At 68.4% G+C, this 17,870-nt stretch carries 14 protein-coding genes; 12 read left to right on the plus strand and 2 right to left on the minus strand.

The features are described 5' to 3' along the window. Positions 1–162: 162 nt before the first annotated feature. Positions 163–1,764 carry a phospholipase D family protein gene (locus ASD34_RS03700; protein WP_056572861.1) on the plus strand — a complete coding sequence of 534 codons (1,602 nt, stop codon included), beginning with the start codon at positions 163–165 and terminating at the stop codon, positions 1,762–1,764. 57 nt (positions 1,765–1,821) lie between these two features. Here the strand turns inward: ASD34_RS03700 and ASD34_RS27405 are convergent, their stop codons facing one another. Further along, positions 1,822–2,016, minus strand: a complete 195-nt coding sequence (locus tag ASD34_RS27405) for a hypothetical protein (protein ID WP_157609618.1) — start codon at positions 2,014–2,016, stop codon at positions 1,822–1,824. On the opposite strand from ASD34_RS27405, the gene ASD34_RS03705 reads away from it, so the two are divergent. The 9 genes from ASD34_RS03705 (at position 2,015) to ASD34_RS03745 (ending at position 14,747) form a co-directional block, all read left to right on the plus strand. Next, positions 2,015–4,186 carry a TonB-dependent receptor gene (locus ASD34_RS03705; RefSeq protein WP_056573242.1) on the plus strand — a complete coding sequence of 724 codons (2,172 nt, stop codon included), beginning with the start codon at positions 2,015–2,017 and terminating at the stop codon, positions 4,184–4,186. The genes ASD34_RS27405 and ASD34_RS03705 overlap by 2 nt on opposite strands. A gap of 475 nt (positions 4,187–4,661) precedes the next feature. Then, positions 4,662–4,805 (plus strand): hypothetical protein, encoded by a 144-nt coding sequence (locus ASD34_RS03710; RefSeq protein WP_157609619.1) that lies wholly within the window; start codon positions 4,662–4,664, stop codon positions 4,803–4,805. Between the two features lie 392 nt (positions 4,806–5,197). Beyond that, positions 5,198–6,820: an acyl-CoA carboxylase subunit beta gene (locus ASD34_RS03715; RefSeq protein WP_056573246.1), complete on the plus strand. Its 1,623-nt coding sequence runs from the start codon at positions 5,198–5,200 to the stop codon at positions 6,818–6,820. A 42-nt stretch (positions 6,821–6,862) separates the two neighbouring features. Further along, complete coding sequence (locus ASD34_RS03720) at positions 6,863–7,849, plus strand: Bug family tripartite tricarboxylate transporter substrate binding protein (protein ID WP_056572865.1); 987 nt, start codon at positions 6,863–6,865, stop codon at positions 7,847–7,849. Between the two features lie 16 nt (positions 7,850–7,865). Continuing rightward, positions 7,866–8,669 (plus strand): enoyl-CoA hydratase/isomerase family protein, encoded by an 804-nt coding sequence (locus ASD34_RS03725; protein WP_056572869.1) that lies wholly within the window; start codon positions 7,866–7,868, stop codon positions 8,667–8,669. 59 nt (positions 8,670–8,728) lie between these two features. Continuing rightward, positions 8,729–9,895 carry an acyl-CoA dehydrogenase family protein gene (locus ASD34_RS03730; RefSeq protein ID WP_056572872.1) on the plus strand — a complete coding sequence of 389 codons (1,167 nt, stop codon included), beginning with the start codon at positions 8,729–8,731 and terminating at the stop codon, positions 9,893–9,895. Positions 9,896–9,897: 2 nt separating this feature from the next. Further along, positions 9,898–11,901 carry an acetyl/propionyl/methylcrotonyl-CoA carboxylase subunit alpha gene (locus tag ASD34_RS03735; RefSeq protein ID WP_056572875.1) on the plus strand — a complete coding sequence of 668 codons (2,004 nt, stop codon included), beginning with the start codon at positions 9,898–9,900 and terminating at the stop codon, positions 11,899–11,901. Beyond that, positions 11,898–13,724 (plus strand): acyclic terpene utilization AtuA family protein, encoded by a 1,827-nt coding sequence (locus tag ASD34_RS03740; protein WP_056572878.1) that lies wholly within the window; start codon positions 11,898–11,900, stop codon positions 13,722–13,724. The genes ASD34_RS03735 and ASD34_RS03740 overlap by 4 nt, the downstream gene beginning before the upstream one ends. Positions 13,725–13,766: 42 nt before the next feature. Next, positions 13,767–14,747: a Bug family tripartite tricarboxylate transporter substrate binding protein gene (locus ASD34_RS03745; RefSeq protein WP_056572881.1), complete on the plus strand. Its 981-nt coding sequence runs from the start codon at positions 13,767–13,769 to the stop codon at positions 14,745–14,747. 15 nt (positions 14,748–14,762) lie between these two features. Here the strand turns inward: ASD34_RS03745 and ASD34_RS03750 are convergent, their stop codons facing one another. Continuing rightward, the gene (locus ASD34_RS03750) at positions 14,763–15,611 is read right to left on the minus strand and encodes a LysR substrate-binding domain-containing protein (protein WP_200937515.1); all 849 of its coding nucleotides are present in this window, start codon (positions 15,609–15,611) and stop codon (positions 14,763–14,765) included. Positions 15,612–15,725: 114 nt separating this feature from the next. On the opposite strand from ASD34_RS03750, the gene ASD34_RS03755 reads away from it, so the two are divergent. After that, the gene (locus tag ASD34_RS03755) at positions 15,726–16,943 is read left to right on the plus strand and encodes a CaiB/BaiF CoA transferase family protein (RefSeq protein WP_056573251.1); all 1,218 of its coding nucleotides are present in this window, start codon (positions 15,726–15,728) and stop codon (positions 16,941–16,943) included. Between the two features lie 53 nt (positions 16,944–16,996). Continuing rightward, positions 16,997–17,854, plus strand: coding sequence for an enoyl-CoA hydratase/isomerase family protein (locus ASD34_RS03760; RefSeq protein ID WP_056572884.1), 858 nt, complete (start codon positions 16,997–16,999; stop codon positions 17,852–17,854). The last annotated feature ends 16 nt before the right edge of the window (positions 17,855–17,870 follow it).

The following is a 17,870-nucleotide window of genomic DNA, read 5'->3' on the forward strand; positions in this document are numbered from 1 at the left end:
CGCTGAACACTATTGATAACAATTCGCATTCTATTGCCAAGAAAGTCGCGATCTACAGGTTTTCCAGCAGCAGGGCGCGAGGTGTTGCAAAAGTGCCGCGATTGCCCGCGCCCGACGGGCTACGATGCCGCCCGCACGCCGATGCGTGCGCTGACAGGCCCCATGCTCAAGCTCCTCGCCTCGTTGTTTCCCGCGCTGCGCGGCCCGGCGCTGGTGCTGGTCGCGCTGGTGCTCACCGGCTGCGCCGGCCTGCCGCCCCGTCTGCCTGACGCACGCGACGCGCCGCCTGAGGTGGCAATTCCCGCGTCGTCCGCCACCCTGCTCGGCCGCGCCGCCGCCAGCCTCGATTCGCCGCCCGACGGCCTCTCGAGCATGCGGCCGCTCATCGAAGCCTCGTTCGCCCTCGACGCGCGGCTGGAGCTGATCCGCCGGGCCCAGGCCTCGCTCGACGTGCAGACCTACCAGCTCGGCAACGACAAGACCGGTCGGCTGCTGCTGCGTGAACTGCGCGACGCAGCCCGGCGCGGCGTGCGCGTGCGCCTGCTGCTCGACGACTTCTACACGGCCGGCATGGACCGCCTGCTGCTCGGGCTGGCCGCCGAGCCCCATGCGCAGGTGCGGCTGTTCAACCCCTTCGTGAACGCGCGCGACCACTCGTCGCTGCGCTGGCTGGAGTTCTTCGGCGATTTCCGGCGGCTCAACCATCGCATGCACAACAAGCTCTTCATCGCCGACGGCGCCATGGCCATCGCGGGCGGGCGCAACCTCGCGGACGAGTACTTCCTGCGCAGCGAGAGCGCCAACTTCATCGACTTCGAGCTGCTGCTGGCCGGCCCGGTGGTGCCGCAATCGGCCGGGATCTTCGACACCTACTGGAACAGCGACGTGGTCTACCCGCTGCAGCGCATGGCCGGCACGACGCTCACGCCCGACGAACTGAAAGCCGCCTTCGACGCGGCGACCTCGCCTGCCTTCGCACCGCTGCCCGATCCGCTGGCTGCCACCGACCTGCTGGGCGACCTGCCACTGGGCGCGCAGCTCGACAACATCGGCGAGACGCGCTGGATCCGCGCCGAGGCCACCGCTACCGCCGACAGCCCGAACAAGGCGCTGGGCACGATGGCCCGCCCGCAGGAATCGCTGGCGCGGCGCTTCCACGAGATGCTGGGCGCTGCAAAGTCGAGCGTGGTGGTGATCTCGCCCTACTTCATTCCCGGCGACGAGGGCATGGAGCGCATCCGCATGGGCCGCGACCACGGCCTGAGCATCACGGTGGTCACCAACTCGCTGGCCGACAGCGACGAACCCCTGGTGAACATCAACTACAACCGCTACCGCGTCGACATGCTCAAGCTGGGCGTGAACCTGTACGAGGTCAGCACGCAGCAGCTCAAGCGCAGCGGCCAGTTCCGCAGCCTGCTCAAGAAGGCGCGCGGACGCCTGCATGCCAAGCTCGCGCTGGTCGATCGCCAGTGGGTGCTGCTCGGCTCGATGAACCTCGACCCTCGCTCGGCCCTGCTGAACACCGAGTTCGGCGTGCGCGTGCGCAGCTTCGAGCTCACGCAGGCGCTGCTCTTCGCCTACCAGCTGGACGACATGGAAGGCGTGTACCGCGTCGTGCTCAAGCCCGACGGCCAGAACGTGCAATGGATCGGCACCGGCGACGTGCACAACGAGGTGCTCGACAGCGAGCCCGACTCCAGCATGCTCACGCGATTCCAGCTGCTGCTGTTCTCGTGGTTCGTGCCGACCGACCAGCTCTGAGGCGGCAGTCGCACGTCTCATCCGCGCCACCAATGCGAATTTTTCGCATTTGGAACTTTACAATTCGGACCGCCGCGACTTGCGGCCGTCACCGAGGGGGCCGCCGGCGGAGCTTCCACCGAGCAGCCCTCGCCTCACCCAGATTTTTTCAAGGCAAGGCACGACATCGCCCTTCGTCCCGCCGACGAAGGCCATGCCGTGCGCGTGCGCGGCCGCCGTGCACGCGACGCCCTTCAAAAATCTGGACAACATGAAGCCCTCTTTCCGTACCGCTCCCCCGTCGCGCCCGCTGTGGCGCCTTTCCCTGCTCGCCGGCGCCGCCCTCGCGTCGCTGGGCGGCAACGCACTGGCGCAAGCCCCCGCCGCCTCGACGCTGAAGGAAGTGACCGTCAGCGCCGAGGACGACAAGGGCTATGCCCCCGCCGCGGCCAGCACCGCCACCAAGGGCAGCGCGCCGCTGCGCGACGTGCCGCAGGCCGTCAACGTGTTGCCCGAGCAGCTGCTGCGCGACCAGGGCGCCGTGTCAATGCAGGACGCGCTGCGCAACGTGCCGGGCGTGAGCTTCAACCATGGCGACGGCCAGCGCGACCAGGTCGTGATCCGCGGCTTCAGCGGCATCTCCGACTGGTTCGTGGACGGCGTGCGCGACGACGCGCTGTACTTTCGCGACCTGTCGGACACCGAGCGTATCGAGGTGCTCAAGGGCCCCGCCGCCGTGCTCTACGGCCGCGGCTCCTCGGGCGGCCTGATCAACCGCGTGACCAAGAAGCCCGTGTTCGAGCGCCGCTTCGGCGAGGTGTCGCTGGGCCTGGGCAGCCACCACTACACGCGCAGCACGCTCGACCTGAACACGCCCATCGGCGAGAACATGGCCTTTCGCCTGAACGTGGCGGGCGAGAAGTCGGACAGCTACCGCGACCAGCAGTTCACCGACCGCTACAACATCGCGCCCTCGCTGGCGATCAAGTTCAGCCCGCAGACCGACCTGCTGCTGCAGTACACCAACCTGCGCGACCAGCGCCTCACCGACTTCGGCATTCCGGCGCTCAACGGCCGCCCGGTCGACGTGCCCATCGGCGCCTACTACGGCTCCGCGCACGGCAAGCGCGACGACACCGTGACCAGCAAGGTGCAGACCTTCACCGCCACGCTGAACCACCGCTTCAGCGACGCGCTGAGTCTGCGCAACACCACGCGCTATTCGAGCTACCACCTGGACCGCAACAACACGCTGCCCAGCGGCACCACCGACCCGGTGCGCCTGACGGTGGGCCGCACGCGCGGCATTGTCGACCGCGACGAGAGCGGCTGGTTCAACCAGACCGACCTGACCTGGCGCAACGACCTGGGCGGCTTCAAGCAGGAGTGGCTGGTCGGCGCCGAGTTCGGCGTGCAGCGCAAGCGCCTGTTCAGCGTGTCGTCCGCGGTGGGCGCCCAGCGCGTGAGCCTGTTCAATCCGGTGGCTGACCCGCTGCCCATTCCACTCGCCACTTATCTGGCCGACGGTGCGATCCCGAGCAACAGCGAGTTCAAGACCGCGGCCGTGTACTTCCAGGACCAGATCACGCTGGCACCGCAATGGAAGGCGCTGATCGGCGGACGCTACGACGTGTTCAAGCAGGACACGAGCTTCGAGCGCAAGCTCGCGCCGCTGGAGCGCACCGACCGCAAGTTCAGCCCGCGCGCCGGCGTGGTGTGGCAGCCCGACGCAGTGCAGTCGTACTACGTGTCGTACAGCCGCTCGTTCCAGCCTTCGGGCGAGAACTTTGCGCTGTCCACCGGCAACATCGACAACGCGCCCGAGATCACCGTCAACAAGGAAATCGGCGCCAAGTTCGACCTGCTCGACGGCGGCCTGAACCTCACGACCGCGCTGTTCAACCTGGAGCGCTCGGGCATCAAGAACACCGACCCGAACAACCCGCGCCGCCAGATCAACGTCGGCACGCAGCGCACCAACGGCCTGGAGCTTGCGCTCAACGGCCGTCTGCCGGGCCGCTGGGACGTGAGCGCGGGCTATGCGTACCTCGACGCGAAGATGACCAAGTCGCTCGCCACCGTGAGCTCGCTGCAGCTGCCGGTGGGCGCCGCGATCCCGGTGCAGGGCAAGACCGCCGCGCTCACGCCGCGCCACTCGGCCTTCGTGTGGGCCATGAAAGACCTCGGCCATGGCTTCAGCGCCGGCGGCGGCCTGAACTACGTCAGCGCGCGCTATGCGTCGCTGAGCAACCTCGTCACGCTGCCCTCGTACCTGACCGCCGACCTCGCGGCCAACTACAAGACCGAGCGCTACGAGATCGCGCTGAACCTGAAGAACATCGCAAACCGCAAATACCACGTGTCGGCCCATGGCAGCGTGGACAACCTGATCCTGCCGGGACCTGGGCGCGAGGTGCAGCTGACGCTGCGCGCGAAGTTCTGAAGACCCAAAGGCGCACCCTCGGGCGGCCGTGGGACATTGCCCAGTTCCTAGAGCGCGCGGGCATGCGCCTGGAGCCGGCGCCCGTGTCCATCGGACGCTGGTACCCCGCCTGGGGGCCGTCTTGGTCGGGCCCTGATTTTGGGTTGGGGGCATACCTCGGCCTTTCGTTCAGAAGCTCGTCGCGATGTACTTGGCTTCCATGAATGGCGAGGCCCAGGACAGGGAGGTTCAATGCCCCAAAACGTTCGAAGGCCATGCCCGACTCGTGTCGAGTCCCCAATACTCGCAAGCAGCCCGATCTTCTGATGGAGGACTTCAGCGTGCCAACGACTAGCCCTCCGCGAAAAGCGGAAGGCCTTGCACAGTCGGATGCTGCGGATCGATCAACAGGCTGCGCACGACACATCCGGCAAGCACGCGAGCAATTCCCTCAATGGGGATGCGGACGAAAACCTGGACTACCAGGAGGTCGTTCATGTATTCGTACGAAGACAGAATTCGAGCGGTCGCGCTGTACATCAAGCTCGGCAAACGCGCCGGGGCGACGATTCGCCAGCTGGGGTATCCGACCAAGAATGCGTTGAAGGGCCGGTCCCGGGAGTATCGCGGCCGCCCGTGATGAAGCAGGTAGCCGTCATCGCGTTGTGCACGGCAGGAGAGTGCACGAGCCGTGGAGCGCATAGCTCACGAGTCAGATCCATGTGTGGTGATGGGGCCCCAGAGTTTTGCCGGTCGCTGCGATTCATTAGCAGCCCCGACAGTTTTCCCTTCGGCCATCATGGCTGACACAACACCCAGTTTTCAGTTCCTCCTCTGAAACCCTGATTCATTCCCGGGAACTATCCGAATAATCCATAAACACCCCTTATCGATCAGGCCTGTAAATCTTGATGGAATTCGGTGCCCACCACTGCCATCATTCCCCTGGACAGACAGGGCATGCACGGCACCGCACCGTGGACGAGACAACCCATGTGGCGCCTTGCAGGCGACACGATCGATGAGGAGCAGATGGCCACACTTGCATCGAATCTGGCACCCGCCAGTCCCGCGTACACACGCAACAAAGCCCACATGCTGGACCTCGTGGAACAGGTGCGTGCACTCGAGCAGCGCGCGGTCCTGCGCTCCGGGCGTTCGGCGGCCAATTTCCACGAACGCGGCAAGCTGCTGCCGCGCGAACGGCTCGCCCACCTGCTGGACCCGGGCCGCCCCTTTCTCGAACTGATGACGCTGGCAGGCTATTGCGGCATCGAGGACCGCGACCCGGCCACCAGCATCCCGGGCAGCGCGCTGATCGTGGGCATCGGCCACATCTCGGGCGTGCGCTGCATGGTCGCCGTGAACGACGCAGGCATCAGCGCCGGCGCGATGCAGTCGCTCACCGGCCAGAAGCTGATCCGCGCGCAGGAGATCGCGCTCTCGCACAAGCTGCCTTTCGTGCAGTTGGTCGAAAGCGCGGGTGGCAACCTCAAGAAGTACCGCGTCGAGCGCTTCATCGTCGGCGGCGGCATGTTCTACAACCTCGCGCGGCTGTCGGCGGCGGGGCTGCCGGTGATCTCGCTCATTCACGGCTCGTCGGCCGCCGGCGGCGCCTACCTGCCGGGCCTGTCCGACTACGTGGTCATGGTGCGGCAGCAGGCGCGCGCCTTTCTTGCGGGGCCCGCGCTGCTGAAGGCGGCCACCGGCGAAGAAGCCACCGAGGAAGAACTCGGCGGCGCCGACATGCACGCGCGCACCTCGGGCCTGGCCGACTACGTGGCCGAGAACGACCTGGACGGCATCGCGCGCATCCGCGACATCCTGCGCTCGATCGGCTGGACCGACACCGCGGCATTGCCTGCATCGCCGATCCGCCCGCCGCGCCATGACCGCGAAGACCTGCTGGGCGTGATGCCGGCCGACGCGCGCACGCCGGTGGACATGCGCGAGGTCATCGCGCGGCTGGTCGACGACTCCGACTTCCACGAGTTCAAGCAGCTGTACGGCGCGCCCACCGTGTGCGGCTACGCCAGCGTGCACGGCCAGCCGGTCGGCATCCTCACCAACAACGGCCCACTCGATCCGGCGGGTGCCACCAAGGCCGCCGAGTTCATCCAGCTGTGCGTGCAACTGGACCGCCCGATCCTGTTCCTGCAGAACATCACCGGCTTCATCGTCGGGCGCGCGCACGAAGAAGCCGGGATGATCAAGCACGGCGCCAAGCTGATCCAGGCGCTGTCGAATGCGCCGGTGCCGCGCATCACGCTGCTGTGCGGCGCCTCTTTCGGCGCCGGCAACTACGGCATGTGCGGGCGCGCGTTCAAGCCCGATTTCCTCTTCTCGTGGCCCAACGCCAGGACCGCGGTCATGGGCGGCGAGCAGGCCGCGATGACCATGCGCATGGTGGCCGAGGGCGCCGCACGGCGCGCGGGCCGCGCGGTCGACGAGGACGCGCTGGCCCAGGAGAGCCGCGAGATCGTCGACAACTTCAACGAACAGTCGACCGCCATCTACACCAGCAGCCTGCTGCTGGACGACGGAATCATCGATCCGCGCGACACCCGGGACGTGCTCGGCGTGGTGCTCAGGACCGCCGCCGCCGCAAAGGCACGCCCCGTCATCCCGATCCAGTTCGGCGTCGCGCGCTTCTGACGCGCACCCTGCTCTTCCACACGACAACAAGAGACGAGACAAATGACCATCGATCGACGTGTGATGCTGGCCACCATGGCCAGCCTGGCCGCAGGCTTCGGCCCCTTCGCGAACGCGCAGCCCAAGGCCGTCTGGCCGACCAAGACCGTGAAGTTCATCGTGGGCGCCGCCGCCGGCGGATCCGCGTCCGACGCGGTGACGCGCTTCTTCGCGAACCAGATCGCCGAGCGCAGCAAGCAGCCCGTGGTGGTCGACAACCGACCGGGCGCCGACGGCAACCTCGCGGCCGAAGTGGTGGCGCGTTCGGCCCCCGACGGCCACACCTTCCTCGTGACCGGCAACAACACGCACGCCGCCAACGTTCACCTCTACAAGTCGCTGCCCTTCGACCCCGAGAAGGACTTCGCCCCCGTCACCACCTATGCGCGCGTGCCCTACGTGCTGCTGATCAATGGCAACCGCCTGGCGGCGCGCACCCTGAAGGATTTCATCGCCCATGCCCGCGCCAACCCCGGCAAGCTGACCTACGCCAGCGCCGCCGTGGCCAGCCGCGTCGGTGTCGAGCAGCTCAAGCTCACCGCGAAATTCGAGGCCGTGAACGTGGCCTACAAGTCGGGCGCGCAGGCCATGACCGACCTGCTTGGCGGGCACGTGGACTTCTACATCGCCGACGCCGTCAATGCGCTGCAGCAGGTGCACGCGGGCCGCGCGATCGCGCTGGGCGTGACGGTGGCCGAGCGCCTGCCGGCCGCGCCCGACCTGCCGACCATCGCCGAGTCGGGCTTTCCTGACTTCGACTTCGCCTCATGGCTCGCGGTCTGGACCAGCGCGGGCACGCCGCCCGATCTGGTGCGCGCCGCCAGCACCGCGATCAACGACGCCATGGGCTCGCCGGCCGGCCGGCAGTTTCTCGAGAAGCAGGGCCTGCTGCCCTACCCCGGCTCTCCCGAGGCATTGCGCACGCTGCAACAGCGCGAAACGCTGCGCTGGGGCCAGGCGATCAAGGCCGCGCAGATGGTCGCCAACTGAACACGCGACGCACGAGATGTCATTCGCCTGCACATCACTGTCGTTCGAGGTGGTCGAGAACCGGATCGGCCTGCTCACGCTGCGCTGCCCGGCGCAGCACAACAGCCTGAGCGAAACACTCAAGACCGAGCTGCGACGCCTGCTGGCCGAGCTGTCGCATGACCGCGAGCTCGGCGCACTGGTCATCACCGGCGAGGGCCCTTCCTTCTGCAGCGGCGGCGACCTGCGGCACCTGAAGGGCTCCGAGCGCAGCGCCGACTTCGACCGGCGCCGCCTCTACCAGTTGCACGACTGGGTGCAGCCGCTGATGGACCTGGAGATGCCGGTGATCGCCGCGGTCAACGGCCCGGCCATCGGCGCGGGCTTTGGGCTGGCACTGGCGGCCGACTTCATCCTGTGCGCGCCCGAGGCGTACTTTCGAGCCTCGTTCAGCCGCGTCGGCCTGGTGCCCGACACGGGCCTGTTCTTCACGCTGCCGCGCATCGTCGGCCTGCAGTTGGCCAAGGACATCATCTTCACGGGCCGCAAGGTCGACGTGGCCGAGGCGCTCGCCTTGCGCATCGCACGCGCGGTGCATCCGGGCGAGCGGCTGATGGACGAGTCCATCGCGCTCGCGCGCCGCCTCGCACAAGGGCCGACCGCCGCCATCGGCGCGAGCAAGCGCATCCTGAACCAGTCCTTCCACCTCGACGCGAGGGCGCTGGTCGAGATGGAGGCGGCGGCGCAGGCCATCTTCTTCCACTCGGACTTCCACCGGCAGGCCATCGATGACTTCGCGAGCGGCACGCCCTTTCGCTACGACTGGGAGCGGCCGCGCTGAGCGGCCGCCCTCTTCCTTCCTTCTTTTCATCCACCCTCTTTCCTTCCGCCTCACAGACCATGCTGACCCCAGAACACATCGCCCTCCAAGACAGCGTTCGCCAGTTCATCGCGCGCGAGATCACGCCGCACATCGACGAATGGGAAGCCGCCGAGATCTTTCCCGCGCACGACATCTTCAAGAAGCTCGGCAACGCCGGCTTTCTCGGCGTGAACAAGCCCGTGGAATTCGGCGGCATGGGTCTGGACTACTCCTACGAGATCGCCTTCTGCGAGGCCATCGGTGGCATTGGCGCCGGCGGCGTGGGCATGGCCATCGCGGTGCAGACCGACATGGCGACGCCGGCACTGGCGCGCTTCGGCTCCGACGAGCTGCGCGAGCGTTTTCTCAAGCCCACGGTGGCAGGCGACTACGTCGTGTGCCTGGGGGTCTCCGAAGCCGGCGCCGGCTCCGACGTGGCCTCGGTGAAGACCACGGCGCGCAAGGACGGCGACGACTACGTGATCAACGGCTCCAAGATGTGGATCACCAACGGCCTGCAGGCCGACTGGATGTGCCTGTTGGCCAACACCGGCGGCGATGACCCGCATCGCAACAAGTCGCTGATCTGTCTGCCGCTGCGCGAGAACGGCAAGCTGCGCCCCGGCATCACGATGAACAAGATCAAGAAGGTCGGCATGTGGTCGTCCGACACCGCGCAGGTGTTCTTCGACGACGTGCGCGTGCCGCAGCGCTACCGCATCGGCGAAGAGGGCAAGGGCTTCATCTACCAGATGAAGCAGTTCCAGGAAGAACGCCTGAGCGGCGCCACGCGGCGCGTCACCGCGCTGATGAACGCGGTGCACGAGACCATCGACTACACGCGCCAGCGCAAGGCGTTCGGCCAGTCGATCCTGGACAACCAGGTGGTGCATTTCCGCATGGCCGAGCTCAAGACCGAGATCGAACTGCTGCGCTCGCTGATCTACCGCGCCGCGCAAGTCCACATGGCCGACGGCGACATGACGGAGCTGGCCTCGATGGCCAAGCTCAAGGCCGGCCGGCTGTGCCGCGAGGTCACCGACTCCTGCCTGCAGTACTGGGGCGGCATGGGTTTCACCTGGGACAACTCCGTCTCGCGCGCCTGGCGCGACCTGCGGCTCATCTCCATCGGCGGCGGCGCCGACGAAATCATGCTCACCATCATCTGCAAGCACATGGGCATCCTGCCCAAGCGCGCCGCCTGACCATGCGCTTCGACACCCTGCTGATCGCCAACCGCGGCGAGATCGCCCTGCGCGTGTTGCGCACCGCGCGCCGCATGGGCCTGCGCACCGTCGCGGTGTACTCAGACGCCGACGCCGGCAGCCTGCATGTGCGCGAGGCCGACCTCGCAGTGCGCCTCGGACCCGCCGAAGCCAACGCCAGCTACCGCAACATCGACGCCATCCTCCAGGCCTGCCGGCGCACGGGCGCCCAGGCCGTGCACCCGGGCTACGGCTTTCTTTCAGAGAACGCCGCCTTCGCGCAGGCCGTGGCCGACGCCGGGCTGGTTTTCGTCGGGCCCTCGGCCCGCGTGATCGACCTCATGGGCAACAAGGCCCAGGCCAAGGCCGCGATGCGCGAGGCGGGCGTGCCCACCGTGCCGGGTGCGCCCGCCTCGGGCAGCGATGCGCAGGTGCTGGAGGCCGTGCGGCGCGTCGGCTACCCGGTGATCCTCAAGGCCGCTGCCGGCGGCGGCGGGCGCGGCATGCGCGTGGTGCACGAGGAAAGCGCACTGCCCGAGCTGCTGCGCCAGGCCCGCTCCGAAGCGGCCAGCGCCTTCGGCTCCGACGAGATCATCATCGAACGCGCGATCGAACGCGCGCGCCACATCGAGATCCAGGTGCTGTGCGACGAGCACGGCCACCAGCTGCATCTGGGCGAGCGCGACTGCTCCACGCAGCGGCGCTTCCAGAAAGTGATCGAGGAAGCGCCCTCGCCCGCCGTCGATGCCTCGCTGCGTCACGAGATGGGCGAGATCGCACGCAAGGCCTGCGCCGCCATCGGCTACACCGGCGTCGGCACGCTCGAGTTCCTGCTGGGCGCCGACCGCTCGTTCTACTTCATGGAAATGAACACGCGGCTGCAGGTCGAGCACGGCGTGACGGAGCTGATCACGGGGCTGGACCTCGTCGAGCAGCAGCTGCGCGTGGCCCAGGGCGAGCCGCTGGGCTTTGCGCAGGACGACGTGCGCTTTCAGGGCCATGCGATCGAACTGCGCGTGTGCGCCGAAGATCCGGCGGCAGGCTTCATGCCGCAGGTCGGCCGCGTCGACCGCTGGCGCGCCGCGCCCGACGTGCGCACCGACACCGCACTCGAAAGCGGCACGGCGGTGAGCCCGTACTACGACTCGATGGTCGCCAAGGTGTTGGCCGTCGCGCCCAGCCGCGACGAGTGCCTGGGCAAGCTCGTGCGGGCCTGCGAACGCACGGTGCTGCTCGGTGTGCGCTCCAACCTGGGCTTTCTCTCGCGCTGCCTGCAGCACCCCGTGTTTCGCGCGGGCGAAGCCACCACCGGCTTCCTCGGGCAGGAAGACCTGCACGGCGTGCACTGGCAGGCCCGGCCATCGGCGCACGCCGAGACCGTGGCGGCGCTGGTGCTCAGCGGCATGGCCACCATGTCCAACGCCGCTGAAGCACGGCTGTGCCCGGCCAGCGAGCTGTGGTTCGTGTCCTCGTTCGACGCAGCCACCGCCACCCGGCACAGCCCCGGCGGCGAAGCGCTGCGCGTGTCCATCGCGCACAGGGCCGATGGCAGCCTGGATGTCGGCGTGCATGCGGCGGCTGCCACCGCCAGCGACGCGGAAGCGCCGCGCCATGTCGACAGCCTGCACATCGCCGACGGCGAGATCGGCTGCGCCATCGACGGCCTCTACCGCCGGCTCGCCTTCTTCAGCCCCGACGCCGACAGCGTGTGGGTGCAGGACGGGGCCGACGCACACCGCTACCAGCGCGTCACGCGCTTTGGCAGCGGCAACAGCGACGGCGCGCAGGACCTGGGCGTGCGTGCGCCGATGAGTGGCCGCGTGATCGCGCTGCCGGTGAAGAGCGGCGACCGGGTCGAAGCAAACCAGCCGCTGGTGGTGATGGAGTCGATGAAGATGGAAATGCCGTTGTGTGCCCCCGGCGCGGGGGTGGTGGGACAGATCCTGGTGGAGGTGGGCAGCCAGCTCAGCGCCGGCCAGGTGCTGATGGAGCTCGTCGCCGAATGAACACGACCGCACACACCTGCGCGCCCGCCGCGGACCGAACCCTCTACATCGGCGGCGCCTCCGGCTTCTGGGGCGACTCGCAGATCGCCGTGCCGCAGCTGCTGCAGGCGCCCAAGCTCGACTACCTGGTGTTCGACTACCTGGCCGAGACCACGATGTCGATTCTTCAGCGCGCGCGCCTGCGCAACCCCGACCTCGGCTACGCGACCGACTTCATCACCACCGCCGTGAAGCCGAACCTGCGTGCGCTGATGGAACGCAAGGTGCGCCTGGTCTCCAATGCCGGCGGCCTGAACCCCGCGAAGTGCCGCGATGCGCTGCTGGCGCTCGCGCATGAACAAGGGCTCTCGCCGCGGATCGCCATCGTCACGGGCGATGACGTGCTCGAACTCGGCGCGCAGTTTCGCGACGCGCCCGGAGCCGGCACCGCCACGGCCGCTCCCGCGCCGCTGATGTCGGCCAACGCGTACCTGGGCGCCTGGCCCATCGCCGAGGCCTTGCGCGCAGGCGCCGACATCGTCATCACCGGCCGCTGCGTCGACAGCGCCTCGCTGCTGGGCATTGCGGCCTACGAGTTCGGCTGGTCGTTCGACGAGTACGACAAGCTGGCCCAGGCCAGTCTCGCGGGTCACCTGATCGAATGCGGCGCGCAGGCCACCGGGGGCCTGTTCACCGACTGGGAAAACGTCCCCGACTGGGCCGGCATCGGCTATCCGATCGTCGAGCTGCGCGCCGACGGCAGCTTCGAGCTGTCCAAGCCCGCGCACACGGGCGGGTGCATCCATCGCGCGACCGTGGCCGAGCAGTTGCTCTACGAGATCGGCGACCCCGCGCGCTACGTCCTGCCCGACGTGGTCTGCGACTTCACGCAGGTGCGCATCGAGGACAGCGGCGACGACCGCGTGCGCGTCACCGGCGCGCGCGGGCAGGCGCCGTCGAACGTCTACAAGGTCACGGCCACGTTCCAGAAGGGCTTCCAGATCGCGATCATGATGGCGATCCGCGGGCAGCGCGCCAAGGCCAAGGCCGAGCGCACCGCGCAGGAGTTGCTCGCGCGCACGCGGCGCCTGATGCACGCGCAGGGCTTTGCCGACTACAGCGGCACGCTGGTCGAGCTGCTGGGCGCCGAGTCGATGTACGGCCCGCACCGCCGCGTGGAAGAAAGCCGCGAGATCGTGCTGCGCATCGCGGCACAGCACGATGACCGCAAGGCGCTGGAGATCCTGCAGAAGGAGTCCGCTTCGGCCGGCACCTCGATGGGGCCGGGCACGCGCAGCCACTTCGGCGGGCGCTCCGATGTGCAGGGTGTGATCTGCACGGCGTCGTACTACATCGACAAGGCGCAGGTGCCGGTGCGGCTGCAGGTCGATGCGCGCGAACCCGCGGTCACGCTGGCGCTGCCGACGCAGCCTGCGGATGGGCGCGGTGCCACAGCGACATCGCAGGCCGACATGCCGACATCCAGCATCGAAGAAGCCGACAGCGTGCGCGTGCCCCTGTCGCGCCTGGCGCAGGCACGCAGCGGCGACAAGGGCAACGACGCCAATATCGGCGTGCTCGCGCGCCGGCCCGAATGGGTGCCGGTGCTGCAGCAACAGCTCACCGCGGCGCGCGTGCGCGACTACTTCGCGCACCTCATGGAGGGCCAGGTCACGCGTTTCGCGCTGCCCGGCATCGGCGCCTTCAACTTCCTTCTCGAGCGCGCGCTCGGCGGCGGCGGCTCGTGCAGCCTGCGCTCCGACCCCCTCGGCAAGTGCTACGCCCAGATGCTGCTCGACATGGAGGTGTCCTGCCCCCGTGCCCTGCTGACGGCCGCCCCCTGAGCGTCCGACGTCCCGGAATCGATCACAAAAAGGAGACACCACATGCCGACCGCCAGAAGACAGTTCCTCGCCACCGCGCTCGCTGCGGCACTTGCCACCGGCGTGCCGTTCGCGGCCAGCGCGCAGGCTCTGGAGAAACCCGTGCACGTGATCGTGGCCTACGGCGCGGGCAGCGCGAGCGACACCATCGCGCGCTACCTCGCTGAGAAGATCTCGCGCAGGAGCGGCCGCGCCGTGGTGGTGGAAAACAAGCCCGGCGTCGACGGCAACATCGCCGCCGAGGCCGCCGCGCGCGCCGGCAGCGAGGCCTACACGCTGCTGGTGTCAGGCGCCTCGACGCATGCGGCCAACGCCACCATCTACAAGAAGCTGCCATTCGACCCGGTGGCCGACTTCACGCCACTGGCCACGCTGGCACAGGCGCCTTTCGTGCTGCTCGTGAACCCGCAGCGCATTGCACAGCGCACGCTCAAGGAGTTCGTCGGCTGGGCCGGCGAAGGCGACCGCAACCTGTCGTTCGCGAGCACCAGCGTGGGCAACCGCATCGCGGGCGAGCAGTTTCGCCAGGTCACGCGCATGAAGGCCGTCAACGTGCCCTACCGCGCCAGCGGCCAGGCGATGACCGACCTGCTCGGCGGGCAGTTCGACTTCTACTTCTGCGACGCAGCCACGGCGCTGCCGCAGATCAAGGCCGGCAAGGCGGTCGCGCTCGCAGTGTCGACCGCCAGCCGGCTCACGCAACTGCCCGAGGTGCCGACGCTGGCGGAGTCGGGCTACGCCGGCTTCGACGTGGCCTCGTGGATCGCCATCTGGAGCGCCGTGGCCTCGACGCCGCCGGCCGTGTCGACGCAGCTTGCCGCCTGGATCGGCGAAGCACTCGAGGCACCCGAAGGCCGCGAGTTCCTGCAGGCCAAGGGCTTGCTGCCCACGCCGGCCTCGCCGCAGCACCTGCGCGCGCTGCAGCAGCGCGACACGGTGGCCTGGGGCAAGATCATCCGCGACACGGGCATGCAGCAGCCCTGAGCCGATGCAGATGCTTCAGCGCGGCGCGATCAATGCGCTGAACTTCTGGGCGCTCTCGCTGCAGTCGTTCACGCGCGAATACAGCCGGTAGCTGATCGACGGCAGCGGCGGCAGGCCCAACTCGTGATCGACCACCTTCATGTCGGAGGTCAGCATCTCGATGGTGCGCGGCGTGATGCCCAGCCCCGCACGCAGCGCCGCGCGGATGCCGGCCAGCGTCGAGGTCTGGAACGTCGGGCGCCAGTTGCGCTCCTGCTGCGCCAGCGCCTCCAGCGCCATGCCGCGAAACGGGCAGGCCGAGTCGATCAGCACCAGCGGCAGCGCCAGGTTCTGCTGGTAGTGAAAGCGCGCGCCGGCCAGCCACACCACGGGCGAAGTGCGCAGCACGACGTGATGGAACTCCTCGTGCGGTGCCACGTCGACCACCAGGTCGACATCGCCCCGGCGCAGGGCCGACGCGAGCCAGCGGCTGCGACCGACCTGGATGTCGATGCGCAGGCTCGGGTACGTTTCGGCGCACATCTCCAGGTACTCAGGCATCAGCGTGTCGACCGCGTCGGCGCAGGCGCCGATCTTCACGGGGTACTCGAAGACCTCCTGCGTCATCGCGCGGTAGGCCTCGTCGTTCAGGCTCAGGATGCGCCGCGCGTACTCCAGCAGTCGCACGCCCTGGTCGCTCAGACGTTTTTTGCGCCCCACGCGCGTGAACAGCGCGCAGCCCACCACGGCCTCGAGCCGCTGCATCTGCAGCGACACGGCCGCTTGCGTGCGAAACACGCGCGTCGCCGCCACCGCGAAGCTCTCGCGCTCCGCTGCGGCCACGAAGGTCCGCAGCAGGCCCATGTCCAGATCACGCATTTCCATAAGCGATGCTTAAGAGTCAGTCGATTCTTGCGGATTATCTAACTGGATCATCGCTGACGCCAAACCTATGATTGATTCGGCATTCATAAATAAACTGGAGACTCGCTGTTGAACATGGCCTCGGCTTGCACGCACCTCGCCTATGCCGGCCTGCGTGTGCTCGATCTCTCGCAAGGCATTGCCGGGCCGTACTGCGGCCAGATCCTGCGCCAGCTCGGGGCCGACGTGGTGAAGGCAGAGCCGCTCGACGGCGACTGGAGCCGGCGCATCGGCCTGGCACGTGATGGCATGACCGCGATCACGATGGCCTTCAACCGCGGCAAGCGCAGCCTGGCCTGCGATGCACGGCAGCCGGAAGGCCGCGCGCTGCTCGCCCTGCTCGCGGCGCGCGCCGACATCCTGATCCAGAGCTTTCGCCCGGGCGTGGCGCAGCGCATGGGCCTGGGGCCTGCCGAGGTGCGCGCGGCGAATCCGTCGGCGATCTACGTGTCGATCTCGGGCTTCGGCCAGAGCGGGCCCGATGCGCAACGCCCCGGCACCGACGCCATCGCGCAGGCCGTCTCGGGCATGGCCGTGACCAACCGCGCACCCGACGGCACGCCAGCCACCGCCAAGCCCTACATCGCCGACGTGTCGTGCGGCCTCTACGCGGCCAACGCCGTCGGCGCCGCGCTGTTCGCACGTGAACGCTCGCCCGAAGGGCTGGGCACACACCTGGACCTGAGCCTGCTTGCCTGCATGGCGGCGCTGCAGAACCCGCTACTCATCGAGCACGTCTGGCGCGGTGACGCACCGGCCACCGCCGCGACGGTGCCGCAAGGCCTCTACGCAACGGCGGACGGCCACATCGCGCTCGCGGCAATGAGCGATGCGATGTTCGCGGCCATCAGCGAGGTGATCGGTCGGCCCGCGTGGCGCAGCGATCCGCGCATGGCCACGGCTGCGAGCCGGCTGGCTGTTGCCGGCGAGATCGATGCGGCATTGAAGGCCGTTCTGCTCACGCAGACCAGCGCGCAATGGGTCGCAGCCTTCATGGCGCGCGACGTGTTGGCGAGCGAAGTGCGACACGCCACGCAACTGCTCGACGACGCGCAGGTGCGTCACCTCGGCCTGCTGCAGCCGATGGCGCGCACGGACGACCCGACGCTGGCGCCCTTGCCCGGCGTGGCCCTGCCCGGCGTCGATGCCATGCACGACGTGCCGCGCGCGCCACGGCTTGGCGAACACACGCAAGAGATTCTTCGCGAACTGCGGTTCGATGACGCACGCATTGCCACCCTGATGCAGGCGGGCGTGCTCGGCCCTTTGGGCTCTTCGCACTCGTCGCACTGACGCACTGACGCACTGCACTGAATACGCCTCTTCCTCCCCTCCCAAAGCACACCATGGACACAGCAACCTCCACCGTCCCCCACGATGCACCCGTGCGCTGCGTGTCGCGCGGCGCGGTCTTCCAGATCGAACTGAACCGCCCCGAGGCGCGCAACCCGCTCGGCCCCGAGATGATCGATGCGCTCGATGCCGCGTTGACGCAGGCCATCGAGATGCCCGCCGCGCGCGTCGTACTCATCACCGCCGCGGGCGAGGCATTCAGCGCGGGTGGCAACCTCGGCAACATGGCCGATCGCCTGAACGCGCCGCGCGGCGCCAACGGCAAGGACCCGATCGCCCAAAGCAACCGGCGCTATGGCGACTTCCTGCGCAGGCTCTGCAGCGCACCGAAGGTGGTGGTGGCCAGTGTGCGCGGCGCTGCGATGGGCGGCGGTGCGGGCCTGGTGTGCGCGGCCGACATCGCCATCGGCGCACAGGGTGCGAAATTCGGCTTTCCCGAAGCGGCCATCGGCCTCGTTCCCGGGCAGATCCTGCCCTTCGTTGCGGCACGCATCGGCGCACAGGCCGCGCGCCGCCTCATGCTCACGGGCGAGCGAATCGATGCGGCCGAAGCGCACCGCATCGGACTGCTCGACTACCACGTGGCCGACCCCGAACAACTGGCCGCGCGCACCGACGAACTGCTGGCACGCATCGTCGCCTGTGCGCCCGGCGCCTCGGCCGCGACCAAGCAGATGCTCCATACGGTGCTCGGCGCCAGGCGCTGGTGGAACGACGAGTTGCCTGGCTACCTCGACGAAGCCGCCGACACCTTCGCGCGGCAGATGCGCAGCGAGGCCGTCGAAGGCGTCGCCGCTGCGCGCGGCAAGCGGGCGCCGAACTGGCAGCAGGCCATCGCCGCGCGCGATTGAAGAAAACGTTTTCAGG

This window comes from Variovorax sp. Root473 (assembly GCF_001426505.1).
Taxonomy (GTDB): domain Bacteria; phylum Pseudomonadota; class Gammaproteobacteria; order Burkholderiales; family Burkholderiaceae_C; genus Variovorax.

What these genes read in the sequence shown, in the direction of transcription:
- ASD34_RS03700 (WP_056572861.1), top strand. Translation starts at nt 163, where the DNA reads ATGCTCAAGCTCCTCGCCTCGTTGTTTCCCGCGCTGCGCGGCCCGGCG.
- ASD34_RS03705 (WP_056573242.1), top strand. Translation starts at nt 2,015, where the DNA reads ATGAAGCCCTCTTTCCGTACCGCTCCCCCGTCGCGCCCGCTGTGGCGC.
- ASD34_RS27405 (WP_157609618.1), bottom strand. Translation starts at nt 2,016, where the DNA reads ATGTTGTCCAGATTTTTGAAGGGCGTCGCGTGCACGGCGGCCGCGCAC.
- ASD34_RS03710 (WP_157609619.1), top strand. Translation starts at nt 4,662, where the DNA reads ATGTATTCGTACGAAGACAGAATTCGAGCGGTCGCGCTGTACATCAAG.
- ASD34_RS03715 (WP_056573246.1), top strand. Translation starts at nt 5,198, where the DNA reads ATGGCCACACTTGCATCGAATCTGGCACCCGCCAGTCCCGCGTACACA.
- ASD34_RS03720 (WP_056572865.1), top strand. Translation starts at nt 6,863, where the DNA reads ATGACCATCGATCGACGTGTGATGCTGGCCACCATGGCCAGCCTGGCC.
- ASD34_RS03725 (WP_056572869.1), top strand. Translation starts at nt 7,866, where the DNA reads ATGTCATTCGCCTGCACATCACTGTCGTTCGAGGTGGTCGAGAACCGG.
- ASD34_RS03730 (WP_056572872.1), top strand. Translation starts at nt 8,729, where the DNA reads ATGCTGACCCCAGAACACATCGCCCTCCAAGACAGCGTTCGCCAGTTC.
- ASD34_RS03735 (WP_056572875.1), top strand. Translation starts at nt 9,898, where the DNA reads ATGCGCTTCGACACCCTGCTGATCGCCAACCGCGGCGAGATCGCCCTG.
- ASD34_RS03740 (WP_056572878.1), top strand. Translation starts at nt 11,898, where the DNA reads ATGAACACGACCGCACACACCTGCGCGCCCGCCGCGGACCGAACCCTC.
- ASD34_RS03745 (WP_056572881.1), top strand. Translation starts at nt 13,767, where the DNA reads ATGCCGACCGCCAGAAGACAGTTCCTCGCCACCGCGCTCGCTGCGGCA.
- ASD34_RS03750 (WP_200937515.1), bottom strand. Translation starts at nt 15,611, where the DNA reads ATGGAAATGCGTGATCTGGACATGGGCCTGCTGCGGACCTTCGTGGCC.
- ASD34_RS03755 (WP_056573251.1), top strand. Translation starts at nt 15,726, where the DNA reads ATGGCCTCGGCTTGCACGCACCTCGCCTATGCCGGCCTGCGTGTGCTC.
- ASD34_RS03760 (WP_056572884.1), top strand. Translation starts at nt 16,997, where the DNA reads ATGGACACAGCAACCTCCACCGTCCCCCACGATGCACCCGTGCGCTGC.